This window comes from Sodalis sp. RH20, assembly GCF_047324205.1.
Lineage (GTDB): Bacteria > Pseudomonadota > Gammaproteobacteria > Enterobacterales > Enterobacteriaceae > Acerihabitans.
The window spans coordinates 3,499,452-3,516,068 of the sequence record NZ_CP178733.1 but is presented as its reverse complement, the minus strand read 5'-3'; the positions used below and the strand labels follow the sequence as shown (position 1 = coordinate 3,516,068).

The 16,617-nt window shown below is 54.7% G+C and carries 10 protein-coding genes, 2 tRNA genes and 3 rRNA genes; 10 read left to right on the top strand and 5 right to left on the bottom strand.

All coding sequences use genetic code 11. The features are described 5' to 3' along the window. Positions 1-91: 91 nt before the first annotated feature. Positions 92-427, bottom strand: a complete 336-nt coding sequence (gene raiA, locus ACL2XM_RS16240; RefSeq protein WP_410016305.1) for a ribosome-associated translation inhibitor RaiA — start codon at positions 425-427, stop codon at positions 92-94. Positions 428-740: 313 nt separating this feature from the next. After that, complete coding sequence (bamD, locus tag ACL2XM_RS16235) at positions 741-1,472, bottom strand: outer membrane protein assembly factor BamD (RefSeq protein WP_410016304.1); 732 nt, start codon at positions 1,470-1,472, stop codon at positions 741-743. Between the two features lie 130 nt (positions 1,473-1,602). Between bamD and rluD the strand changes: the two genes are divergently transcribed. From rluD to ACL2XM_RS16210, 5 genes are all read left to right on the top strand, one after another. Further along, positions 1,603-2,577, top strand: a complete 975-nt coding sequence (rluD, locus tag ACL2XM_RS16230; protein WP_410016303.1) for a 23S rRNA pseudouridine(1911/1915/1917) synthase RluD — start codon at positions 1,603-1,605, stop codon at positions 2,575-2,577. 2 nt (positions 2,578-2,579) lie between these two features. Next, the gene (gene yfiH / locus ACL2XM_RS16225) at positions 2,580-3,311 is read left to right on the top strand and encodes a purine nucleoside phosphorylase YfiH (RefSeq protein WP_413722189.1); all 732 of its coding nucleotides are present in this window, start codon (positions 2,580-2,582) and stop codon (positions 3,309-3,311) included. 129 nt (positions 3,312-3,440) lie between these two features. Continuing rightward, a complete protein-coding gene (gene clpB, locus ACL2XM_RS16220) occupies positions 3,441-6,014 on the top strand; it encodes an ATP-dependent chaperone ClpB (RefSeq protein WP_410016301.1) in 2,574 nt (857 codons plus the stop codon). Between the two features lie 556 nt (positions 6,015-6,570). Then, positions 6,571-8,113: ribosomal RNA gene (locus ACL2XM_RS16215) — 16S ribosomal RNA — on the top strand. A gap of 113 nt (positions 8,114-8,226) precedes the next feature. Then, a tRNA-Glu gene (locus tag ACL2XM_RS16210) sits at positions 8,227-8,302 on the top strand. Between the two features lie 29 nt (positions 8,303-8,331). Here ACL2XM_RS16210 and ACL2XM_RS16205 read toward each other — a convergent pair. Next, positions 8,332-8,550 carry a hypothetical protein gene (locus tag ACL2XM_RS16205; protein ID WP_413731247.1) on the bottom strand — a complete coding sequence of 73 codons (219 nt, stop codon included), beginning with the start codon at positions 8,548-8,550 and terminating at the stop codon, positions 8,332-8,334. Positions 8,551-8,616: 66 nt separating this feature from the next. Here ACL2XM_RS16205 and ACL2XM_RS16200 point away from each other — a divergent pair. From ACL2XM_RS16200 to ACL2XM_RS16185, 4 genes are all read left to right on the top strand, one after another. Further along, positions 8,617-11,609, top strand: a 23S ribosomal RNA gene (locus ACL2XM_RS16200). A gap of 230 nt (positions 11,610-11,839) precedes the next feature. Then, a 5S ribosomal RNA gene (gene rrf, locus ACL2XM_RS16195) occupies positions 11,840-11,955 on the top strand. The 16S, 23S and 5S rRNA genes sit together here with 2 tRNA genes alongside, the layout of an rRNA operon. 274 nt (positions 11,956-12,229) lie before the next feature. Beyond that, positions 12,230-12,306: transfer RNA gene (locus ACL2XM_RS16190), tRNA-Asp, on the top strand. 405 nt (positions 12,307-12,711) lie between these two features. After that, positions 12,712-13,557 (top strand): endonuclease/exonuclease/phosphatase family protein, encoded by an 846-nt coding sequence (locus ACL2XM_RS16185; protein WP_413731245.1) that lies wholly within the window; start codon positions 12,712-12,714, stop codon positions 13,555-13,557. A gap of 72 nt (positions 13,558-13,629) precedes the next feature. Here ACL2XM_RS16185 and mltD read toward each other — a convergent pair whose 3' ends face one another. Both mltD and gloB read right to left on the bottom strand, forming a co-directional pair. After that, entirely contained in the window at positions 13,630-15,033 is a 1,404-nt protein-coding gene (gene mltD / locus ACL2XM_RS16180; protein ID WP_413731244.1) for a murein transglycosylase D, read from the bottom strand. Between the two features lie 71 nt (positions 15,034-15,104). Continuing rightward, positions 15,105-15,857 carry a hydroxyacylglutathione hydrolase gene (gene gloB / locus ACL2XM_RS16175; RefSeq protein WP_410016298.1) on the bottom strand — a complete coding sequence of 251 codons (753 nt, stop codon included), beginning with the start codon at positions 15,855-15,857 and terminating at the stop codon, positions 15,105-15,107. Positions 15,858-15,906: 49 nt separating this feature from the next. On the opposite strand from gloB, the gene ACL2XM_RS16170 reads away from it, so the two are divergent. Beyond that, positions 15,907-16,617 (top strand): class I SAM-dependent methyltransferase, encoded by a 711-nt coding sequence (locus ACL2XM_RS16170; RefSeq protein WP_410016297.1) that lies wholly within the window; start codon positions 15,907-15,909, stop codon positions 16,615-16,617.

Genomic DNA, 16,617 nt, shown 5'->3' with positions numbered 1-16,617 from the left:
AAACGCGCCATTAAGGCGCGTTATGATCGTTGTATCGGCTATCCAGGCCTGCCCGCTGCCGGGATGGGATCATCGCCTGGCCGGCATGCGGTTATTCTTCGACAATGTTTGTCGCGGCGGTCTTGACGCATTCCGCGGCGCGGCGGGCTTCGCCCTTATGCTGTACCTTATTGAGCTGGCGTTCCAGCTTGGTAATCAGTTCGTTGATGGCAGCATACATGTCCTGGTTGCTGGCGCTGGCGACTAATTGCCCGTTAGGCGTATTGAGGGTGGCATCGGCCACAAATCCCTGAGGTTGCTTGGAGAGGATTATATGAGGATTTATCAGTTGGGTCTGCCATTTAGCCAGTTTAGCCAGGCGTTCTTCCGCATGTTGACGAATGGCCGGAGTAATATCCATTTGCTTACTGGTAATATTGATAATCATATCACTACCTCTCTACCTATTTCCGTCTACGTAATTTAAGCATACCCCCAGAATGACGGGAAAGTGTGATTTATGTCACTTATTTTTCGGGGTTGAGCGGGCGATCACAGGTTTTGTGACACCCTCGCGCTAAAGCGGGCGCGAGGCTTGAGTGTTGCGGATGAATGGGGCATTATCGAATGGATAAGTCAGGTGGCGTCCTGTCGATTTATCCCGCCCAAGCCCTCCCCAATTTCCTTTTTAATGCCCCGTCCTGACCAAAAAAAACGGTAGCCGAAGCTACCGGGATTTCGTTGTCGGCGCGCGCCGGTAATCAGGCTGGATTGGCGCTGATGACTTTTGCCACTTTGTCGGCCTGTCCCTGAAGCTGCAACTGCCGGTAAGCATTTTGCATCAAAGGCAGCGCGTCGCGTGTGGCCTGGGCGTCGGGGAAATCACGCAGCATCTGCTCGACCCGGTTGACCACCGCGACATAGGCGCCGCGTTTGGTGTAAAACTGTACGACGGCCAGCTCATACTTGGCCAGGCGATCCTTCAGATAAACCAGACGTTTGCCGGCATCCGTGGCATACTGACTGTTCGGATAGCCGCGAACCAGTTGCGTAAAATCACGATAGGCCGCGCGGGCATGCTCCGGGTCGCGGTCGGAACGATCCACGCCGAAGAACCCTTGCAATGCGCTGTCGTCCAGCGCCATATCTGTCAGGCCACGCATGTAGAGGACATAGTCGACGTTTGGATGCGTCGGATTCAGGCGCAGAAAGCGATCGATCGAGGCTTGGGCTAAAGTGAGATCCGCCGATTTATAATAGGCATAAATCAAGTCAAGCTGAACCTGCTGCGCATAGGGACCGAACGGATAGCGGTTATCCAGTGCTTCCAGTTCCCTGATGGCTCCCTTATAGTTGCCGTCCTGCAATTTGAGCTGTGCGGAAGCATAAATCTCGGCGGGCGGATTATCCGGAACGGGATCCTTGGAACTGGAGCAACCGACCAGCATCAGGCTCAATGTGGCTGCTGCCACCAGATATTTCATACGCATCATGACGTTTTGCTTATCCTCGAGTGTTATTCCGGGAGACTGTCCGTTAAGCTCCCGAATGAGACCAGCTACAATAGCATATTATTCTAAACGGCATTGCCGTGAAAACCCTTTGATAACGAAGAAGCTGCATATGGCACAACAACTACTACTCACCGGTGTGGTGAATGAATCACAACTCGGGCAACGATTAGATCAGGCTTTGGCCGAAATGTTCCCTGATTATTCCCGATCGCGCATAAAAGTCTGGATTCTGGATGGACTGGTCCAGGTTAACGGGATCGTGCTCCCAACGCCGAAAGAAAAGGTGCTGGGAGGAGAAAACATTGAAATCAATGCGGTTCTTGAAGAGGACACGCGCTGGGCGGCCCAGGATATCGCCCTGAATATCGTCTATGAAGACGACGATATCATGGTGCTGAATAAACCCCGCGATTTGGTGGTGCATCCCGGCGCCGGCAATGCCGACGGCACTATCCTGAACGCGTTGCTGCATTATTTTCCGCCGATTGCCGAAGTTCCCCGGGCCGGCATCGTCCATCGCCTGGATAAGGATACCACCGGGCTGATGGTGGTCGCCAAGACGGTTCCGGCGCAGACCCGGCTGGTGGAATCCCTGCAGGCGCGGGAAATTACCCGTGAATATGAAGCGGTGGCCATCGGCAATATGACCGCCGGCGGCACGGTGGAGCAGCCGATTTCCCGCCATCCCAGCAAGCGTACCCATATGGCGGTGAGCCCGATGGGCAAACCCGCGGTCACCCATTATCGCATCATGGAGCATTTCCGTGTGCATACCCGTCTGCGGCTGCGGCTGGAAACCGGCCGCACCCATCAGATCCGGGTGCATATGGCGCATATCAACCATCCTCTGGTGGGCGACCCTTTATACGGCGGCCGGCCGCGTCCGCCCAAAGGCGCCTCCGACGCCTTTGTCGCACTGTTGCGCGGCTTCGATCGCCAGGCGCTCCATGCCACCATGTTGCGCCTGTATCATCCCATCACCTCCATTGAAATGGAATGGCATGCGCCGCTGCCGCAGGATATGGTGGATTTGATCGCCGCGATGCAGGCGGACGTCGCGATGGCCAACGAGCAGATGGAATAACCATGAGCCGGCCGATCGTCCCCGACTGGCCCGCGCCCGCCAACGTGCGCGCCTGTTCCACCACCCGCCGTGGCGGGGTAAGCCATCCGCCCTACGACTCGCTTAACCTGGGCGATCATGTCGGCGACGATGCGGACGCGGTGGCGGAAAACCGGCAACGGCTGATTGCGCTGGCGGGACTGCCCGCCGCGCCGCGCTGGCTGCAACAGGTCCATGGCACCGACGTCGCTACGCTGACCGGGGACGCGCCGGCGCTTAACCAGGCCGATGCGGCCTATACCCGCGAGATCGGGCAGGTCTGTGCGATCATGACCGCCGATTGTCTGCCGGTGCTGTTCTGCGATCGCGCCGGCACGGAGGTGGCGGCCGCCCATGCGGGCTGGCGGGGTTTATGCGCCGGCATCCTGGAAAATACGCTGGCGGGATTCCATGCCGACGCCGGTTCGATCATGGCCTGGCTTGGACCAGCCATCGGCCCGGCCTCGTTTGAGGTCGGCGCTGAGGTTAAGGCGGCGTTTGTTGACCGGGATCCGCAGGCCGCGGACGCTTTTCTTCCCCATGGCGATAAATATCTCGCCGATATCTATCACCTGGCCCGATTGCGGCTGCGCGCCGCCGGCGTTGGCCAGATCTATGGCGGGGATCGCTGTACTGTGACCCAGGCAGCATCATATTTCTCCTATCGGCGCGATGGTGTCACTGGACGTATGGCAACTTTGGTCTGGCTGATATAATCTCTTTCACCAAGACGGTCCATGGCGGATAAGCGGTATCTCCCACTTATTTGGCGAAATATCCTTGAATTTTAAATAAACGACCTTATTTAATCTCCAGTAGCAATTTTGACCAATATGGGAGGAGTTATGCGCTTGGATCGTCTTACCAATAAATTCCAGCTTGCCCTCGCCGACGCTCAATCACTAGCGCTTGGGCGCGACAATCAATTTATCGAACCGCTTCACGTCATGCAGGCCTTGCTTAACCAGGAGGGCGGCACGGTGCGTCCGTTGCTGCAATCCGCGGGCATCAACCCCGGGCCGTTGCGCACCGAGATTGAAAAAGCCATCGAGCGCCTGCCCCAGGTGGAAGGCACCGGCGGCGACGTGCAGCCTTCCCAGGATCTGGTGCGGGTACTGAACCTGTGCGACAAACTGGCGCAAAAACGCGCCGATAGTTTTATTTCGTCCGAACTGTTCGTGCTGGCGGCGCTTGATTCGCGCGGGACCCTGGCGGATTTGCTCAAATCAGCCGGCGCGAGCACGGAAAAAATCACCCAGGCTATCGAGCAAATGCGGGGCGGGGACAACGTGAACGATCAAGGTGCCGAAGATCAACGGCAGGCATTAAAAAAATATACCATCGATCTGACCGAGCGGGCGGAGCTCGGCAAACTGGACCCGGTTATCGGCCGTGACGAGGAAATCCGGCGCACGATCCAGGTCCTGCAGCGCCGCACCAAGAATAATCCGGTGTTAATCGGCGAGCCGGGGGTGGGTAAAACCGCCATCGTCGAAGGACTGGCGCAGCGTATCATTAACGGCGAAGTGCCCGAAGGCATGAAAAACAGCCGGGTGCTGTCATTGGATATGGGCTCGCTGGTGGCCGGGGCAAAATATCGCGGGGAGTTCGAGGAACGCCTGAAAGGGGTGCTGAGCGATCTGTCGAAACAGGAAGGCCACATTATCCTGTTTATCGATGAGCTGCATACCATGGTCGGCGCCGGTAAAGCCGACGGGGCGATGGATGCCGGCAATATGCTTAAACCCGCGCTGGCGCGCGGCGAGCTGCATTGCGTCGGCGCCACTACGCTCAATGAGTACCGGCAGTATATCGAGAAGGACGCCGCGCTGGAGCGCCGGTTCCAGAAAGTATTTGTCGCCGAACCGAGCGTGGAGGATACCATCGCCATCCTGCGCGGCCTGAAAGAACGCTATGAGCTGCATCACCATGTGCAGATCACCGACCCGGCCATCGTGGCCGCGGCGACGCTGTCCCATCGCTATATTTCCGATCGGCAGCTGCCGGATAAGGCTATCGACCTGATAGACGAAGCGGCCTCCAGCATCCGTATTCAAATGGATTCCAAACCGGAGGCGCTGGACCGTCTTGAACGGCGTATTATCCAGCTTAAGCTTGAGCAACAGGCGCTGAAGAAGGAATCCGACGACGCCAGCATCAAACGGCTGGAGATGCTGGAAGCCGAACTGTCGCAGAAGGAACGGGAGTATTCCGAACTGGAAGAAGAGTGGAAAGCCGAAAAAGCCTCGCTTTCCGGTACCCAGTCCCTGAAAGCGGAGCTGGAGCAGGCGAAGCTTTCCATTGAGCAGGCCAGGCGGGTAGGGGATTTGGCGCGCATGTCCGAATTACAGTACGGTAAGATCCCCGAACTGGAAAAACAGTTGGCGGCGGCGGCCCAGGCGGAAGGCAAAACCATGCGCCTGCTGCGCAACCGGGTCACAGATGTTGAGATTGCCGAAGTCCTGGCGCGCTGGACCGGTATTCCGGTCTCGCGCATGCTGGAAAGCGAACGTGACAAACTGGTGCGCATGGAACAGGAACTGCACCATCGGGTCATCGGCCAGAACGAGGCGGTGGAGGCCGTGTCCAACGCCATCAGGCGCAGCCGCGCCGGATTGGCGGACCCCAACCGGCCCATCGGTTCGTTTATGTTCCTCGGTCCGACCGGGGTGGGTAAAACCGAGCTGTGCAAAGCGTTGGCGACCTTCTTGTTTAGCAGCGACGACGCCATGGTACGTATCGACATGTCGGAATTTATGGAGAAGCACTCTGTTTCGCGGCTGGTGGGCGCGCCTCCGGGATATGTCGGTTATGAGGAAGGCGGTTATCTGACGGAAGCCGTTCGCCGCCGCCCTTATTCGGTTATCCTGCTTGATGAAATCGAAAAGGCGCATCCCGATGTGTTCAATATCCTGCTGCAGGTGCTGGACGACGGGCGCTTAACCGACGGTCAGGGGCGTACGGTGGATTTCCGCAATACGGTGGTGATCATGACCTCCAACCTGGGGTCCGATATTATCCAGGAGCGGTTTGGCCAGATGAACTATCAGGAAATGAAAGATATGGTGCTGGGTGTGGTCAGCCATCATTTCCGTCCGGAATTCATTAACCGGGTCGATGAAGTGGTGGTCTTCCATCCCCTGGGTCGCGAGCATATCGCTGAAATCGCGCAAATCCAGTTGCAGCGTCTGTACAAACGGCTGGAGGATCGCGGCTACAGCATGACGCTGAGCGCCGAGGCGCTGGCGCTGCTCAGCGAGGAGGGGTTCGATCCGGTATACGGCGCGCGGCCGCTGAAACGCGCTATCCAGCAGGAAATAGAAAACCCGCTGTCGCAGCAGATGTTGTCAGGTACGCTTATCCCGGGCGTCCCCATCCGGCTGGAAGTGGAAAACGGCCATATCGTGGCCAGGCAATAACCGCATATCACAATAACCTGGCAAAAAAGCCCCGCCGTGTTCACGGCGGGGCTTTTTTACTATGTCCGGCCTGCTGTTTGGTCGCACCGGGCATTCATATCCGTATCGATCGCCACCGTCCCCGTGATGCTTGGCTTGGCCCCGGCCGCTTGACCGCGCCTTCTGCGGGCTGGATAAAACGCCGTTTACCCACGTTTTGCGCTAATAATGAGCACTTGAAATTTTTTTTCGAAATAGCCCTTGTCACCTGCGAGAAAGTCCCTATAATGCGCCTCCACTGACCGGGAACAAACGCTAACGCGATGCCGGGTCGGGAAGGGAAAAGCGCCCGGTACGGGCAAATAAAAGCTTGACTCTTCAGCGGGAAAACGTAATATACGCAACCCGCGCCAGGTGAGATTAATGCACGCTGGCCATGCTCTTTAACAATTTATCAGACAATCTGTGTGGGCACTCACAAGACCGTATCGAAACACAAAAATACCAAGTCTTGAAGAGTGAACAAACAGTTAATTCATAAGATTAACAGTATGACAATCTTTGAGCATCAAGCTTTTAATTGAAGAGTTTGATCATGGCTCAGATTGAACGCTGGCGGCAGGCCTAACACATGCAAGTCGAGCGGCAGCGGGAAGTAGCTTGCTACTTTGCCGGCGAGCGGCGGACGGGTGAGTAATGTCTGGGGATCTGCCTGATGGTGGGGGATAACTACTGGAAACGGTAGCTAATACCGCATAACGTCGCAAGACCAAAGTGGGGGACCTTCGGGCCTCACGCCATCGGATGAACCCAGATGGGATTAGCTAGTAGGTGAGGTAATGGCTCACCTAGGCGACGATCCCTAGCTGGTCTGAGAGGATGACCAGCCACACTGGAACTGAGACACGGTCCAGACTCCTACGGGAGGCAGCAGTGGGGAATATTGCACAATGGGCGCAAGCCTGATGCAGCCATGCCGCGTGTGTGAAGAAGGCCTTCGGGTTGTAAAGCACTTTCAGCGGGGAGGAAGGCGACAAGGTTAATAACCTTGTTGATTGACGTTACCCGCAGAAGAAGCACCGGCTAACTCCGTGCCAGCAGCCGCGGTAATACGGAGGGTGCGAGCGTTAATCGGAATTACTGGGCGTAAAGCGTACGCAGGCGGTCTGTTAAGTCAGATGTGAAATCCCCGGGCTTAACCCGGGAACTGCATTTGAAACTGGCAGGCTAGAGTCTCGTAGAGGGGGGTAGAATTCCAGGTGTAGCGGTGAAATGCGTAGAGATCTGGAGGAATACCGGTGGCGAAGGCGGCCCCCTGGACGAAGACTGACGCTCAGGTACGAAAGCGTGGGGAGCAAACAGGATTAGATACCCTGGTAGTCCACGCTGTAAACGATGTCGATTTGAAGGTTGTGGCCTTGAGCCGTGGCTTTCGGAGCTAACGCGTTAAATCGACCGCCTGGGGAGTACGGCCGCAAGGTTAAAACTCAAATGAATTGACGGGGGCCCGCACAAGCGGTGGAGCATGTGGTTTAATTCGATGCAACGCGAAGAACCTTACCTACTCTTGACATCCAGAGAAGACTTCAGAGATGAGGTTGTGCCTTCGGGAACTCTGAGACAGGTGCTGCATGGCTGTCGTCAGCTCGTGTTGTGAAATGTTGGGTTAAGTCCCGCAACGAGCGCAACCCTTATCCTTTGTTGCCAGCACGTAATGGTGGGAACTCAAAGGAGACTGCCGGTGACAAACCGGAGGAAGGTGGGGATGACGTCAAGTCATCATGGCCCTTACGAGTAGGGCTACACACGTGCTACAATGGCGCATACAAAGAGAAGCGAACTCGCGAGAGTAAGCGGACCTCACAAAGTGCGTCGTAGTCCGGATTGGAGTCTGCAACTCGACTCCATGAAGTCGGAATCGCTAGTAATCGTGGATCAGAATGCCACGGTGAATACGTTCCCGGGCCTTGTACACACCGCCCGTCACACCATGGGAGTGGGTTGCAAAAGAAGTAGGTAGCTTAACCTTCGGGAGGGCGCTTACCACTTTGTGATTCATGACTGGGGTGAAGTCGTAACAAGGTAACCGTAGGGGAACCTGCGGTTGGATCACCTCCTTACCGAAATAGATACTAATTGTGTAGTGTCCACACAGATTGTCTGATAACTGTAATGAGCAAACAGCTCGTATGGTTTTTTTTGCGAAGCAGCACTGCTTCGTGATCCTATCTTTGTCCCCTTCGTCTAGTGGCCTAGGACACTGCCCTTTCACGGCGGTAACAGGGGTTCGAACCCCCTAGGGGACGCCATATCCCGCTGTCTATTTCAGAGCACACTCTTATGAGTATGCTGCGAAATACATGCTCTTTAACAATCCGGAACAAGCTGAAAATTTGAAAAAAACATGCTGAGCAAAATCAGTATGCGATTCTCTCAAAGCAAGCAAACCTAATAAGGTCGCCGTGTCGATGGCGCCCTTGTTGAGGGATGAGCGAGAAAGTCCCGGCCAAGGCGCACGGCGCGCAGCCAGCGGAGTGGACTGTATGTCCATGAGCATGGCGAGCACCGCGCAACACCGGCAGGGGCCTTTCGCAGCCATTCCGAAGACACTTTAGGGTTGTGAGGTTAAGTGAATAAGCGTACACGGTGGATGCCTAGGCAGTCAGAGGCGATGAAGGACGTGCTAATCCGCGAAATGCGCCGGTGAGCTGATATGAAGCGCTATCAGCCGGCGATGTCCGAATGGGGAAACCCAGTGCAATTCGTTGCACTATCATTACGTGAATCCATAGCGTATTGAGGCGAACCGGGGGAACTGAAACATCTCAGTACCCCGAGGAAAAGAAATCAACCGAGATTCCCCTAGTAGCGGCGAGCGAACGGGGAACAGCCCAGAGTCACCATCAGCATTTGCATCAGGAGAACGGTCTGGAAAGTCCGGCAACACAGGGTGATAGCCCCGTATCCGAAGGTGCAAGTGCTGTGAGCTCGATGAGTAGGGCGGGACACGTGATATCCTGTCTGAAGATGGGGGGACCATCCTCCAAGGCTAAATACTCCTGACTGACCGATAGTGAACCAGTACCGTGAGGGAAAGGCGAAAAGAACCCCGGCGAGGGGAGTGAAATAGAACCTGAAACCGTGTACGTACAAGCAGTGGGAGCCTTGATTTATCAGGGTGACTGCGTACCTTTTGTATAATGGGTCAGCGACTTATATTCTGTAGCAAGGTTAACCGAATAGGGGAGCCGTAGGGAAACCGAGTCTTAACTGGGCGTTAAGTTGCAGGGTATAGACCCGAAACCCGGTGATCTAGCCATGGGCAGGTTGAAGGTTGGGTAACACTAACTGGAGGACCGAACCGACTAATGTTGAAAAATTAGCGGATGACTTGTGGCTGGGGGTGAAAGGCCAATCAAACCGGGAGATAGCTGGTTCTCCCCGAAAGCTATTTAGGTAGCGCCTCGTGAATTCATCTTCGGGGGTAGAGCACTGTTTCGGCTAGGGGTCCACCCCGGATTACCAACCCGATGCAAACTGCGAATACCGAAGAATGTTACCACGGGAGACACACGGCGGGTGCTAACGTCCGTCGTGAAGAGGGAAACAACCCAGACCGCCAGCTAAGGTCCCAAAGTCATGGTTAAGTGGGAAACGATGTGGGAAGGCATAGACAGCCAGGATGTTGGCTTAGAAGCAGCCATCATTTAAAGAAAGCGTAATAGCTCACTGGTCGAGTCGGCCTGCGCGGAAGATGTAACGGGGCTAAACCATGCACCGAAGCTGCGGCAGCGGACATATCACTTAAGACAATTGTACGGAAAACGATTGACGGAGCGCAGCGACGTCAATGCGTTCATCACGTCGAGTTGGCTTAAGGATATGTCCGTTGGGTAGGGGAGCGTTCTGTAAGCCTGCGAAGGTGGCCTGTGAGGGCTGCTGGAGGTATCAGAAGTGCGAATGCTGACATAAGTAACGATAAAGCGGGTGAAAAGCCCGCTCGCCGGAAGACCAAGGGTTCCTGTCCAACGTTAATCGGGGCAGGGTGAGTCGACCCCTAAGGCGAGGCCGAAAGGCGTAGTCGATGGGAAACAGGTTAATATTCCTGTACTGGGTGTGACTGCGAAGGGGGGACGGAGAAAGCTAGGTTCGCCGGGCGACGGTTGTCCCGGTTTAAGCGTGAAGGTGGAAAGAGCAGGTAAATCCGCTTTTTCATTCAACACTGAGGCGTGATAACGAGCCACTACGGTGGTGAAGGAATTGATGCTACGCTTCCAGGAAAAGCCTCTAAGCTCCAGGTCACATCGAATCGTACCCCAAACCGACACAGGTGGTCAGGTAGAGAATACCAAGGCGCTTGAGAGAACTCGGGTGAAGGAACTAGGCAAAATGGTGCCGTAACTTCGGGAGAAGGCACGCTGGCATTAGGTGGAGGGACTTGCTCCCCGAGCTGAAGCCAGTCGCAGATACCAGCTGGCTGCAACTGTTTATTAAAAACACAGCACTGTGCAAACACGAAAGTGGACGTATACGGTGTGACGCCTGCCCGGTGCCGGAAGGTTAATTGATGGGGTTATCCGTAAGGAGAAGCTCTTGATCGAAGCCCCGGTAAACGGCGGCCGTAACTATAACGGTCCTAAGGTAGCGAAATTCCTTGTCGGGTAAGTTCCGACCTGCACGAATGGCGTAATGATGGCCAGGCTGTCTCCACCCGAGACTCAGTGAAATTGAACTCGCTGTGAAGATGCAGTGTACCCGCGGCAAGACGGAAAGACCCCGTGAACCTTTACTATAGCTTGACACTGAACATTGAGCCTTGATGTGTAGGATAGGTGGGAGGCTTTGAAGTGTGGACGCCAGTCTGCATGGAGCCAACCTTGAAATACCACCCTTTAATGTTTGATGTTCTAACTCCGGCCCGTAATCCGGGTCGAGGACAGTGTCTGGTGGGTAGTTTGACTGGGGCGGTCTCCTCCTAAAGAGTAACGGAGGAGCACGAAGGTTAGCTAATCACGGTCGGACATCGTGAGGTTAGTGCAAAGGCATAAGCTAGCTTGACTGCGAGAGTGACGGCTCGAGCAGGTGCGAAAGCAGGTCTTAGTGATCCGGTGGTTCTGAATGGAAGGGCCATCGCTCAACGGATAAAAGGTACTCCGGGGATAACAGGCTGATACCGCCCAAGAGTTCATATCGACGGCGGTGTTTGGCACCTCGATGTCGGCTCATCACATCCTGGGGCTGAAGTAGGTCCCAAGGGTATGGCTGTTCGCCATTTAAAGTGGTACGCGAGCTGGGTTTAGAACGTCGTGAGACAGTTCGGTCCCTATCTGCCGTGGGCGTTGGAAGATTGAGAGGGGCTGCTCCTAGTACGAGAGGACCGGAGTGGACGCACCACTGGTGTTCGGGTTGTCATGCCAATGGCATTGCCCGGTAGCTACGTGCGGAAGAGATAACCGCTGAAAGCATCTAAGCGGGAAACTTGCCTCGAGATGAGTCTTCCCTGTGGCTTTAAGCCACCTGAAGGGACGTTAAAGACGATGACGTTGATAGGTCGGGTGTGTAAGCGCAGCGATGCGTTGAGCTAACCGATACTAATGACCCGTGAGGCTTAACCTTACAACACCTAAAGTGTTTGACGCGAAGAGAGCGTCGCCCCAAGGGGCGGCGAGAGAATTTTCAGCTTGTAACGGAAAGTATTAAACACAACCGGTCGAGATATTGACGGGTTGTCAACAACGCGGAGCGTTGGCCTTGCACAGGGGAAATGACAAAATCGCCGGGAGCGATTTTGTACAGCGCACAGCGCTGGCCCGCAGGGCGAGTCTCAGGATGAGACGAGAAATTTGCCTGGCGGCACTAGCGCGGTGGTCCCACCTGACCCCATGCCGAACTCAGTAGTGAAACGCCGTAGCGCCGATGGTAGTGTGGGGTCTCCCCATGCGAGAGTAGGGAACTGCCAGGCATCCATTAAGACCAATACCTTGAGCGAAGCGAGAGGCGTTGTGAAGTAACCCTGGCAGTTCGCTACTCGAGTCAGAGAGCAGGACAACAGGCGGAGCCTGTTGAACGCCGCTTGCGGCGGCCCGAAGGGGGCCTGACGCAGTCAGGCATCAACTGCCAGGCATCCATTAAGACCAATACCTTGAGCGAAGCGAAAGGCGTTGGTCAAGCACCGCAAACGGTTTTAACAGGCGTTGACCCCGCAAATGTTATGTTTGGGTGTAGTACCGAATCGTGGTGCGGTAGTTCAGTCGGTTAGAATACCGGCCTGTCACGCCGGGGGTCGCGGGTTCGAGTCCCGTCCGCACCGCCACCCTAAATAAGGCCCTGAACATATGTTCAGGGTTTTTTTTATGCCTGATGTTACCCCTGCTATCTCACGACAAATATTTTCCCTTCCTCACGCACCATCCCCGCTGGGCAAACTCCAGGGTAAAATCATTATTTATCATAGATCTTTGACTAATTAATGCGGCCCATTAATAACAGGCAAATCGTTAGGCGGCGGGGCAAACAGGCGCATGGCCCCGGTTAAAACAAATTTTATGGTACAATGAGTGAAACCGATGCCGTATTGTGCTTCGGCGTTGAATTTAAAAATTAAACATTCTATAAAAGATCATGATCGTAACAATGTCTGTGGATAAAAAATAGCTGTCCAAATGAATCCATTAATCATGACACAGACGCAAAAGAAACAGTTAAATAGGCGGTAACCGTGGCAAAAAAAACATATTCAGTCAGGTATGTTGCGGGACAGCCGGTTGAGCGTATTTTCCCCCCACTTGCCTTCAGTCGCCTTGGTCAAGCGTTGCCTCCCGGCGAGCCGTTGCCGGGATCCAAGCTATTGCGGGTAATGGTCTGGAACATCTACAAACAGCAGCGTGCTGATTGGCTCTCCGTGCTGCAAGGGTTCGGCAAGGATGCCCAACTGGTATTATTGCAGGAGGCACAAACCACGCCGGAGCTGGTGAGGTTTGCTACATCAAATTATCTGGCGACCGACCAGGTGCCGGCACTGATATTTCCGCAGCATCCGTCGGGTGTCATGACATTGTCCGCGGCACATCCGGTTTATTGTTGCCCGCTGCGCGAGCGGGAACCGCTGCTGCGTTTGGCGAAATCCGCCCTGGTCACCGTTTATCCCCTGTATGACGGGCAACTGATGATGGTGGTCAATATCCATGCGGTTAACTTCAGCCTGGGCGTGGACGTCTACAGCAAGCAGCTGGGGCCGATTGGCGAGCAAATCCTGAATCATCAGGGACCGGTGATCATGGCGGGTGATTTTAATGCCTGGAGCCGGCAGCGGATTACGGCTTTATACCGTTTTGCCGATCGGATGACGTTGCGCGAAGTGAAGTTTATCGACGATCAGCGCCGCCGCGCTTTTGGCCGTCCGCTGGATTTTGTGTTTTACCGGGGGCTGAAAGTCACCGAGGCATCGGTACTGGTCACGCAGGCCTCGGATCATAATCCGCTGCTGGTTGAGTTTGAACCCCATAAGCGCACCGATAAATTGGTGCCGGAAACCAAAATCGTCGGAATACCGAATGCCGGTTAGGTGAGCGGGGCATGATCCAGGCATAAAAAAAACAAGCACCGCGGTGCTTGTTTTTTTATGTGCCGTAACCCGTCAGGAGTCGGTGGCTTTGCCGTTGACAAACAACGTCAGCTTCAGGCCTGGCTGCAAGGTGCCGGCATTATCCAGCGCGCCGTTCCAGCGCTTGACGTCCTGTATATCGACACCGTGCCGTTTGGCAATGCTGGACAAGGAATCACCCTTACGTACCCGGTAGGTGATGCTGCCGCCGTTATTGGCCACCGGCAGCGCCTGTCCGGCTTTGCCGCCGAGGCTATTGTCCGCCACCTGCAACGTTTGCCCGACTTTCAGGCTGCTGCTGGTACGCAGGTTGTTCCATTTCAACAAGTCGCTCGCCTTCACATTCAGACGTTTGGCAATGCCCGACAAGGTATCTCCGGAACGTACCTGGTATTTCGCGCCGCTGACTGCCGTATCCGCCAACTGGGTGGATTGCTGCACCGCTGCGATGTCGCCTACCGCCAGCGAATCCCTCAGCTGTGTGGCGTGGGCTTTGGGCAACATAATGTAATGCGGGCCGTTTGGCGCGGTTACGTTACGCTTGTAGCCGGTATTGAAGCTTTTCAGCTTCGTTAACGACAAACCCGACATTTCCGCCGCCTGGCTCAAACCTATTTGCTGACCCACTTCTACGCGCGCTAAAGCGCGGTCGTCATTGCTTTTCGGCAGGACAACGCCGTATTGTTTGCTATTCTTAATAATATTACTAAGCGCAAGCATTTTCGGCACATAGATAGTGGTCTCGCGCGGCAATGACAGTGCCCAAAAATCGGTGGGTTTCCCCTTCGCTTTATTGGATTTCATCGCCTGAATGACCCGTCCTTCACCGCTGTTATAAGCAGCAATCGTCAACAACCAATCGCCGTCGAACATGCGATTGAGACGTTGCATCATATCAAGTGCAGCGGTGGTGGACGCGACGACATCGCGACGACCGTCATACCATTGGTTTTGCTTTAGGCCATAATTCCTGCCAGTTGTGGGCACAATCTGCCAAAGGCCAGCCGCGTTTGAGGCGGATGTTGCCTTAGGGTCAAAAGCGCTCTCCACTATGGGTAGCAGTACCAGTTCCATCGGCATTTTTCGTTGCTTAATCTGCTCGACAATCCAGTACATGTACGGCTCTGCCCGTAATGTTACATCGTGGAGATAGCTCTTATTACTTAAATAACGCTTTTTTTGCTCGCGGATCCGGGCGTTTTCCGGTATCTGCATCTTCAGCTCGTCGCTAATGAAGTTCCACAAATCAGGCTGCGCGAGGCTTGAATCTCCAAGCCATCGCGCCGAGATCGCTCGGCCGTCTGTGTACTTTCCTGCTTCACCTTGACCTGCCGAAGAAACACTCTGTGCATGCTGTTCGGGAGGTGAGTCGGCCGACCTGGACGACTGACAACCCACGAGCAAGACCGAGGCGATTAAGATCGCATGAGTCTTCATTCTGTATGTCAATAGTTGCTTAAAAGACAAGCAATAATACTTTGAACATTCAGACATTACAACCTAAACCTTCAGAAATGATCCTTCTTCTCCCGTAATAAGGCAAAAATACGCCATTCCTCGTGCAGTGCATGATGTGGGTCTAACTTTCTTTGTAAATCAATGTCATGGCAACGTAAGAATAGGTTAATTTTACCCTCTAAATGTAGTTTTGAGGGCAGGCTGGCTTGGTTTTTTGCCCGTAACTGCTTAATTTCACGCTCATAAGCGGCGATCGTTGTATCTTCGGGTAATATCGACCGCGCAAAGGCCAGATTGGCTAAAGTATACTCATGCGCGGCGCAGAGCAATGTCTCGGGTGGTAGTTGTTTAACTTTTTGAAAAGACTCATACATTTGCTTTGGCGTGCCTTCGAATAAACGCCCGCAGCCGGCGGAAAATACCGTGTCGCCACAAAATAAATAGGGCGCGCTATAAAATCCGATATGTCCTAATGTGTGGCCGGGCAAGGCCAGCACGGAAAAGGACATATTAAGCGCTTCCACCCGATCGTTTTCCCCGACAATATGGTCGGCGCCCTTGGCGGCGGTCTCCTGCGGTCCATAGACCGGGACATCGAAATGCCGGCGCAGCTCCGGCACGCCGCCCACATGATCCTGGTGGTGATGGGTTAAAAAGATAGCTTTCAGCGTCAGGCGCCTGGCGGTCAGTTCAGCGATGACCTGCGCCGACTCGCCGGGGTCGACGATAATGCATTCCTGGGCGTCGTTATGCAAAAGCCAAATGTAATTATCCGCAAACGCGGGAATACTGATAAGATTCATTGATCACCTCTGTTCATTTTTTCTTATGGCACTTAGAAGATAGTCAAACATGAAACCAGCGCAAATTACGCAGCCTATCATCGCGCCAACCTCATGGGATGACCTCCCATACGGAGCTAACTACCGTCGGGCGCTGGAGACCAGCCTGTTGCCCTGGTGGCCCAAATTATTCGGTTTTCATCTCATTAAAATAGGCGCGCTCAGCGGGGACATCGATACCAGTGAATGCGCTATTTCACATCAGGTCAATGTCGGCATCAAAGGTGATAACCTGGACGTCATCGCCGATCCCTTTCAATTGCCGTTCGCCAACAAATCCACCGACGCCTGCCTGCTGGCCCACACGCTGTCCTACACCTCGGATCCGCACCGTCTGCTGCGGGAAATCGACCGGGTGTTGATTGATGACGGCTGGCTGATCATTACCACGTTCAACCCGGTGAGTCTGCTGGGCATCGGCAAACTCTGCCCAATCGTGCAGCGCCGGCAGCCCTATCGCAGCCGGATGTATACCCAGATGCGGTTACTGGACTGGCTTAGCGTGCTGAATTTTGAAGTGATGCACCGTTCGCGTTTCCAGGTGCTGCCGTGGCGTCGCCGGGGCGGGCGTCTGTTGAGCGAGCATCTGCCCGCTATTGGATGCCTGAGCATGATTGTCGCGCGCAAACGTACCTTCCCGCTCACGCTCAATCCCCTGAAAAGCAAAACCCTCAAGGCGTCGCTCCGGCGCACGGTAGGCGCCGCCAGCCGGAGCAACTGA

What these genes read in the sequence shown, in the direction of transcription:
- raiA (WP_410016305.1), bottom strand. Translation starts at nt 427, where the DNA reads ATGATTATCAATATTACCAGTAAGCAAATGGATATTACTCCGGCCATT.
- bamD (WP_410016304.1), bottom strand. Translation starts at nt 1,472, where the DNA reads ATGATGCGTATGAAATATCTGGTGGCAGCAGCCACATTGAGCCTGATG.
- rluD (WP_410016303.1), top strand. Translation starts at nt 1,603, where the DNA reads ATGGCACAACAACTACTACTCACCGGTGTGGTGAATGAATCACAACTC.
- yfiH (WP_413722189.1), top strand. Translation starts at nt 2,580, where the DNA reads ATGAGCCGGCCGATCGTCCCCGACTGGCCCGCGCCCGCCAACGTGCGC.
- clpB (WP_410016301.1), top strand. Translation starts at nt 3,441, where the DNA reads ATGCGCTTGGATCGTCTTACCAATAAATTCCAGCTTGCCCTCGCCGAC.
- ACL2XM_RS16205 (WP_413731247.1), bottom strand. Translation starts at nt 8,550, where the DNA reads ATGCTCATGGACATACAGTCCACTCCGCTGGCTGCGCGCCGTGCGCCT.
- mltD (WP_413731244.1), bottom strand. Translation starts at nt 15,033, where the DNA reads ATGAAGACTCATGCGATCTTAATCGCCTCGGTCTTGCTCGTGGGTTGT.
- gloB (WP_410016298.1), bottom strand. Translation starts at nt 15,857, where the DNA reads ATGAATCTTATCAGTATTCCCGCGTTTGCGGATAATTACATTTGGCTT.
- ACL2XM_RS16170 (WP_410016297.1), top strand. Translation starts at nt 15,907, where the DNA reads ATGAAACCAGCGCAAATTACGCAGCCTATCATCGCGCCAACCTCATGG.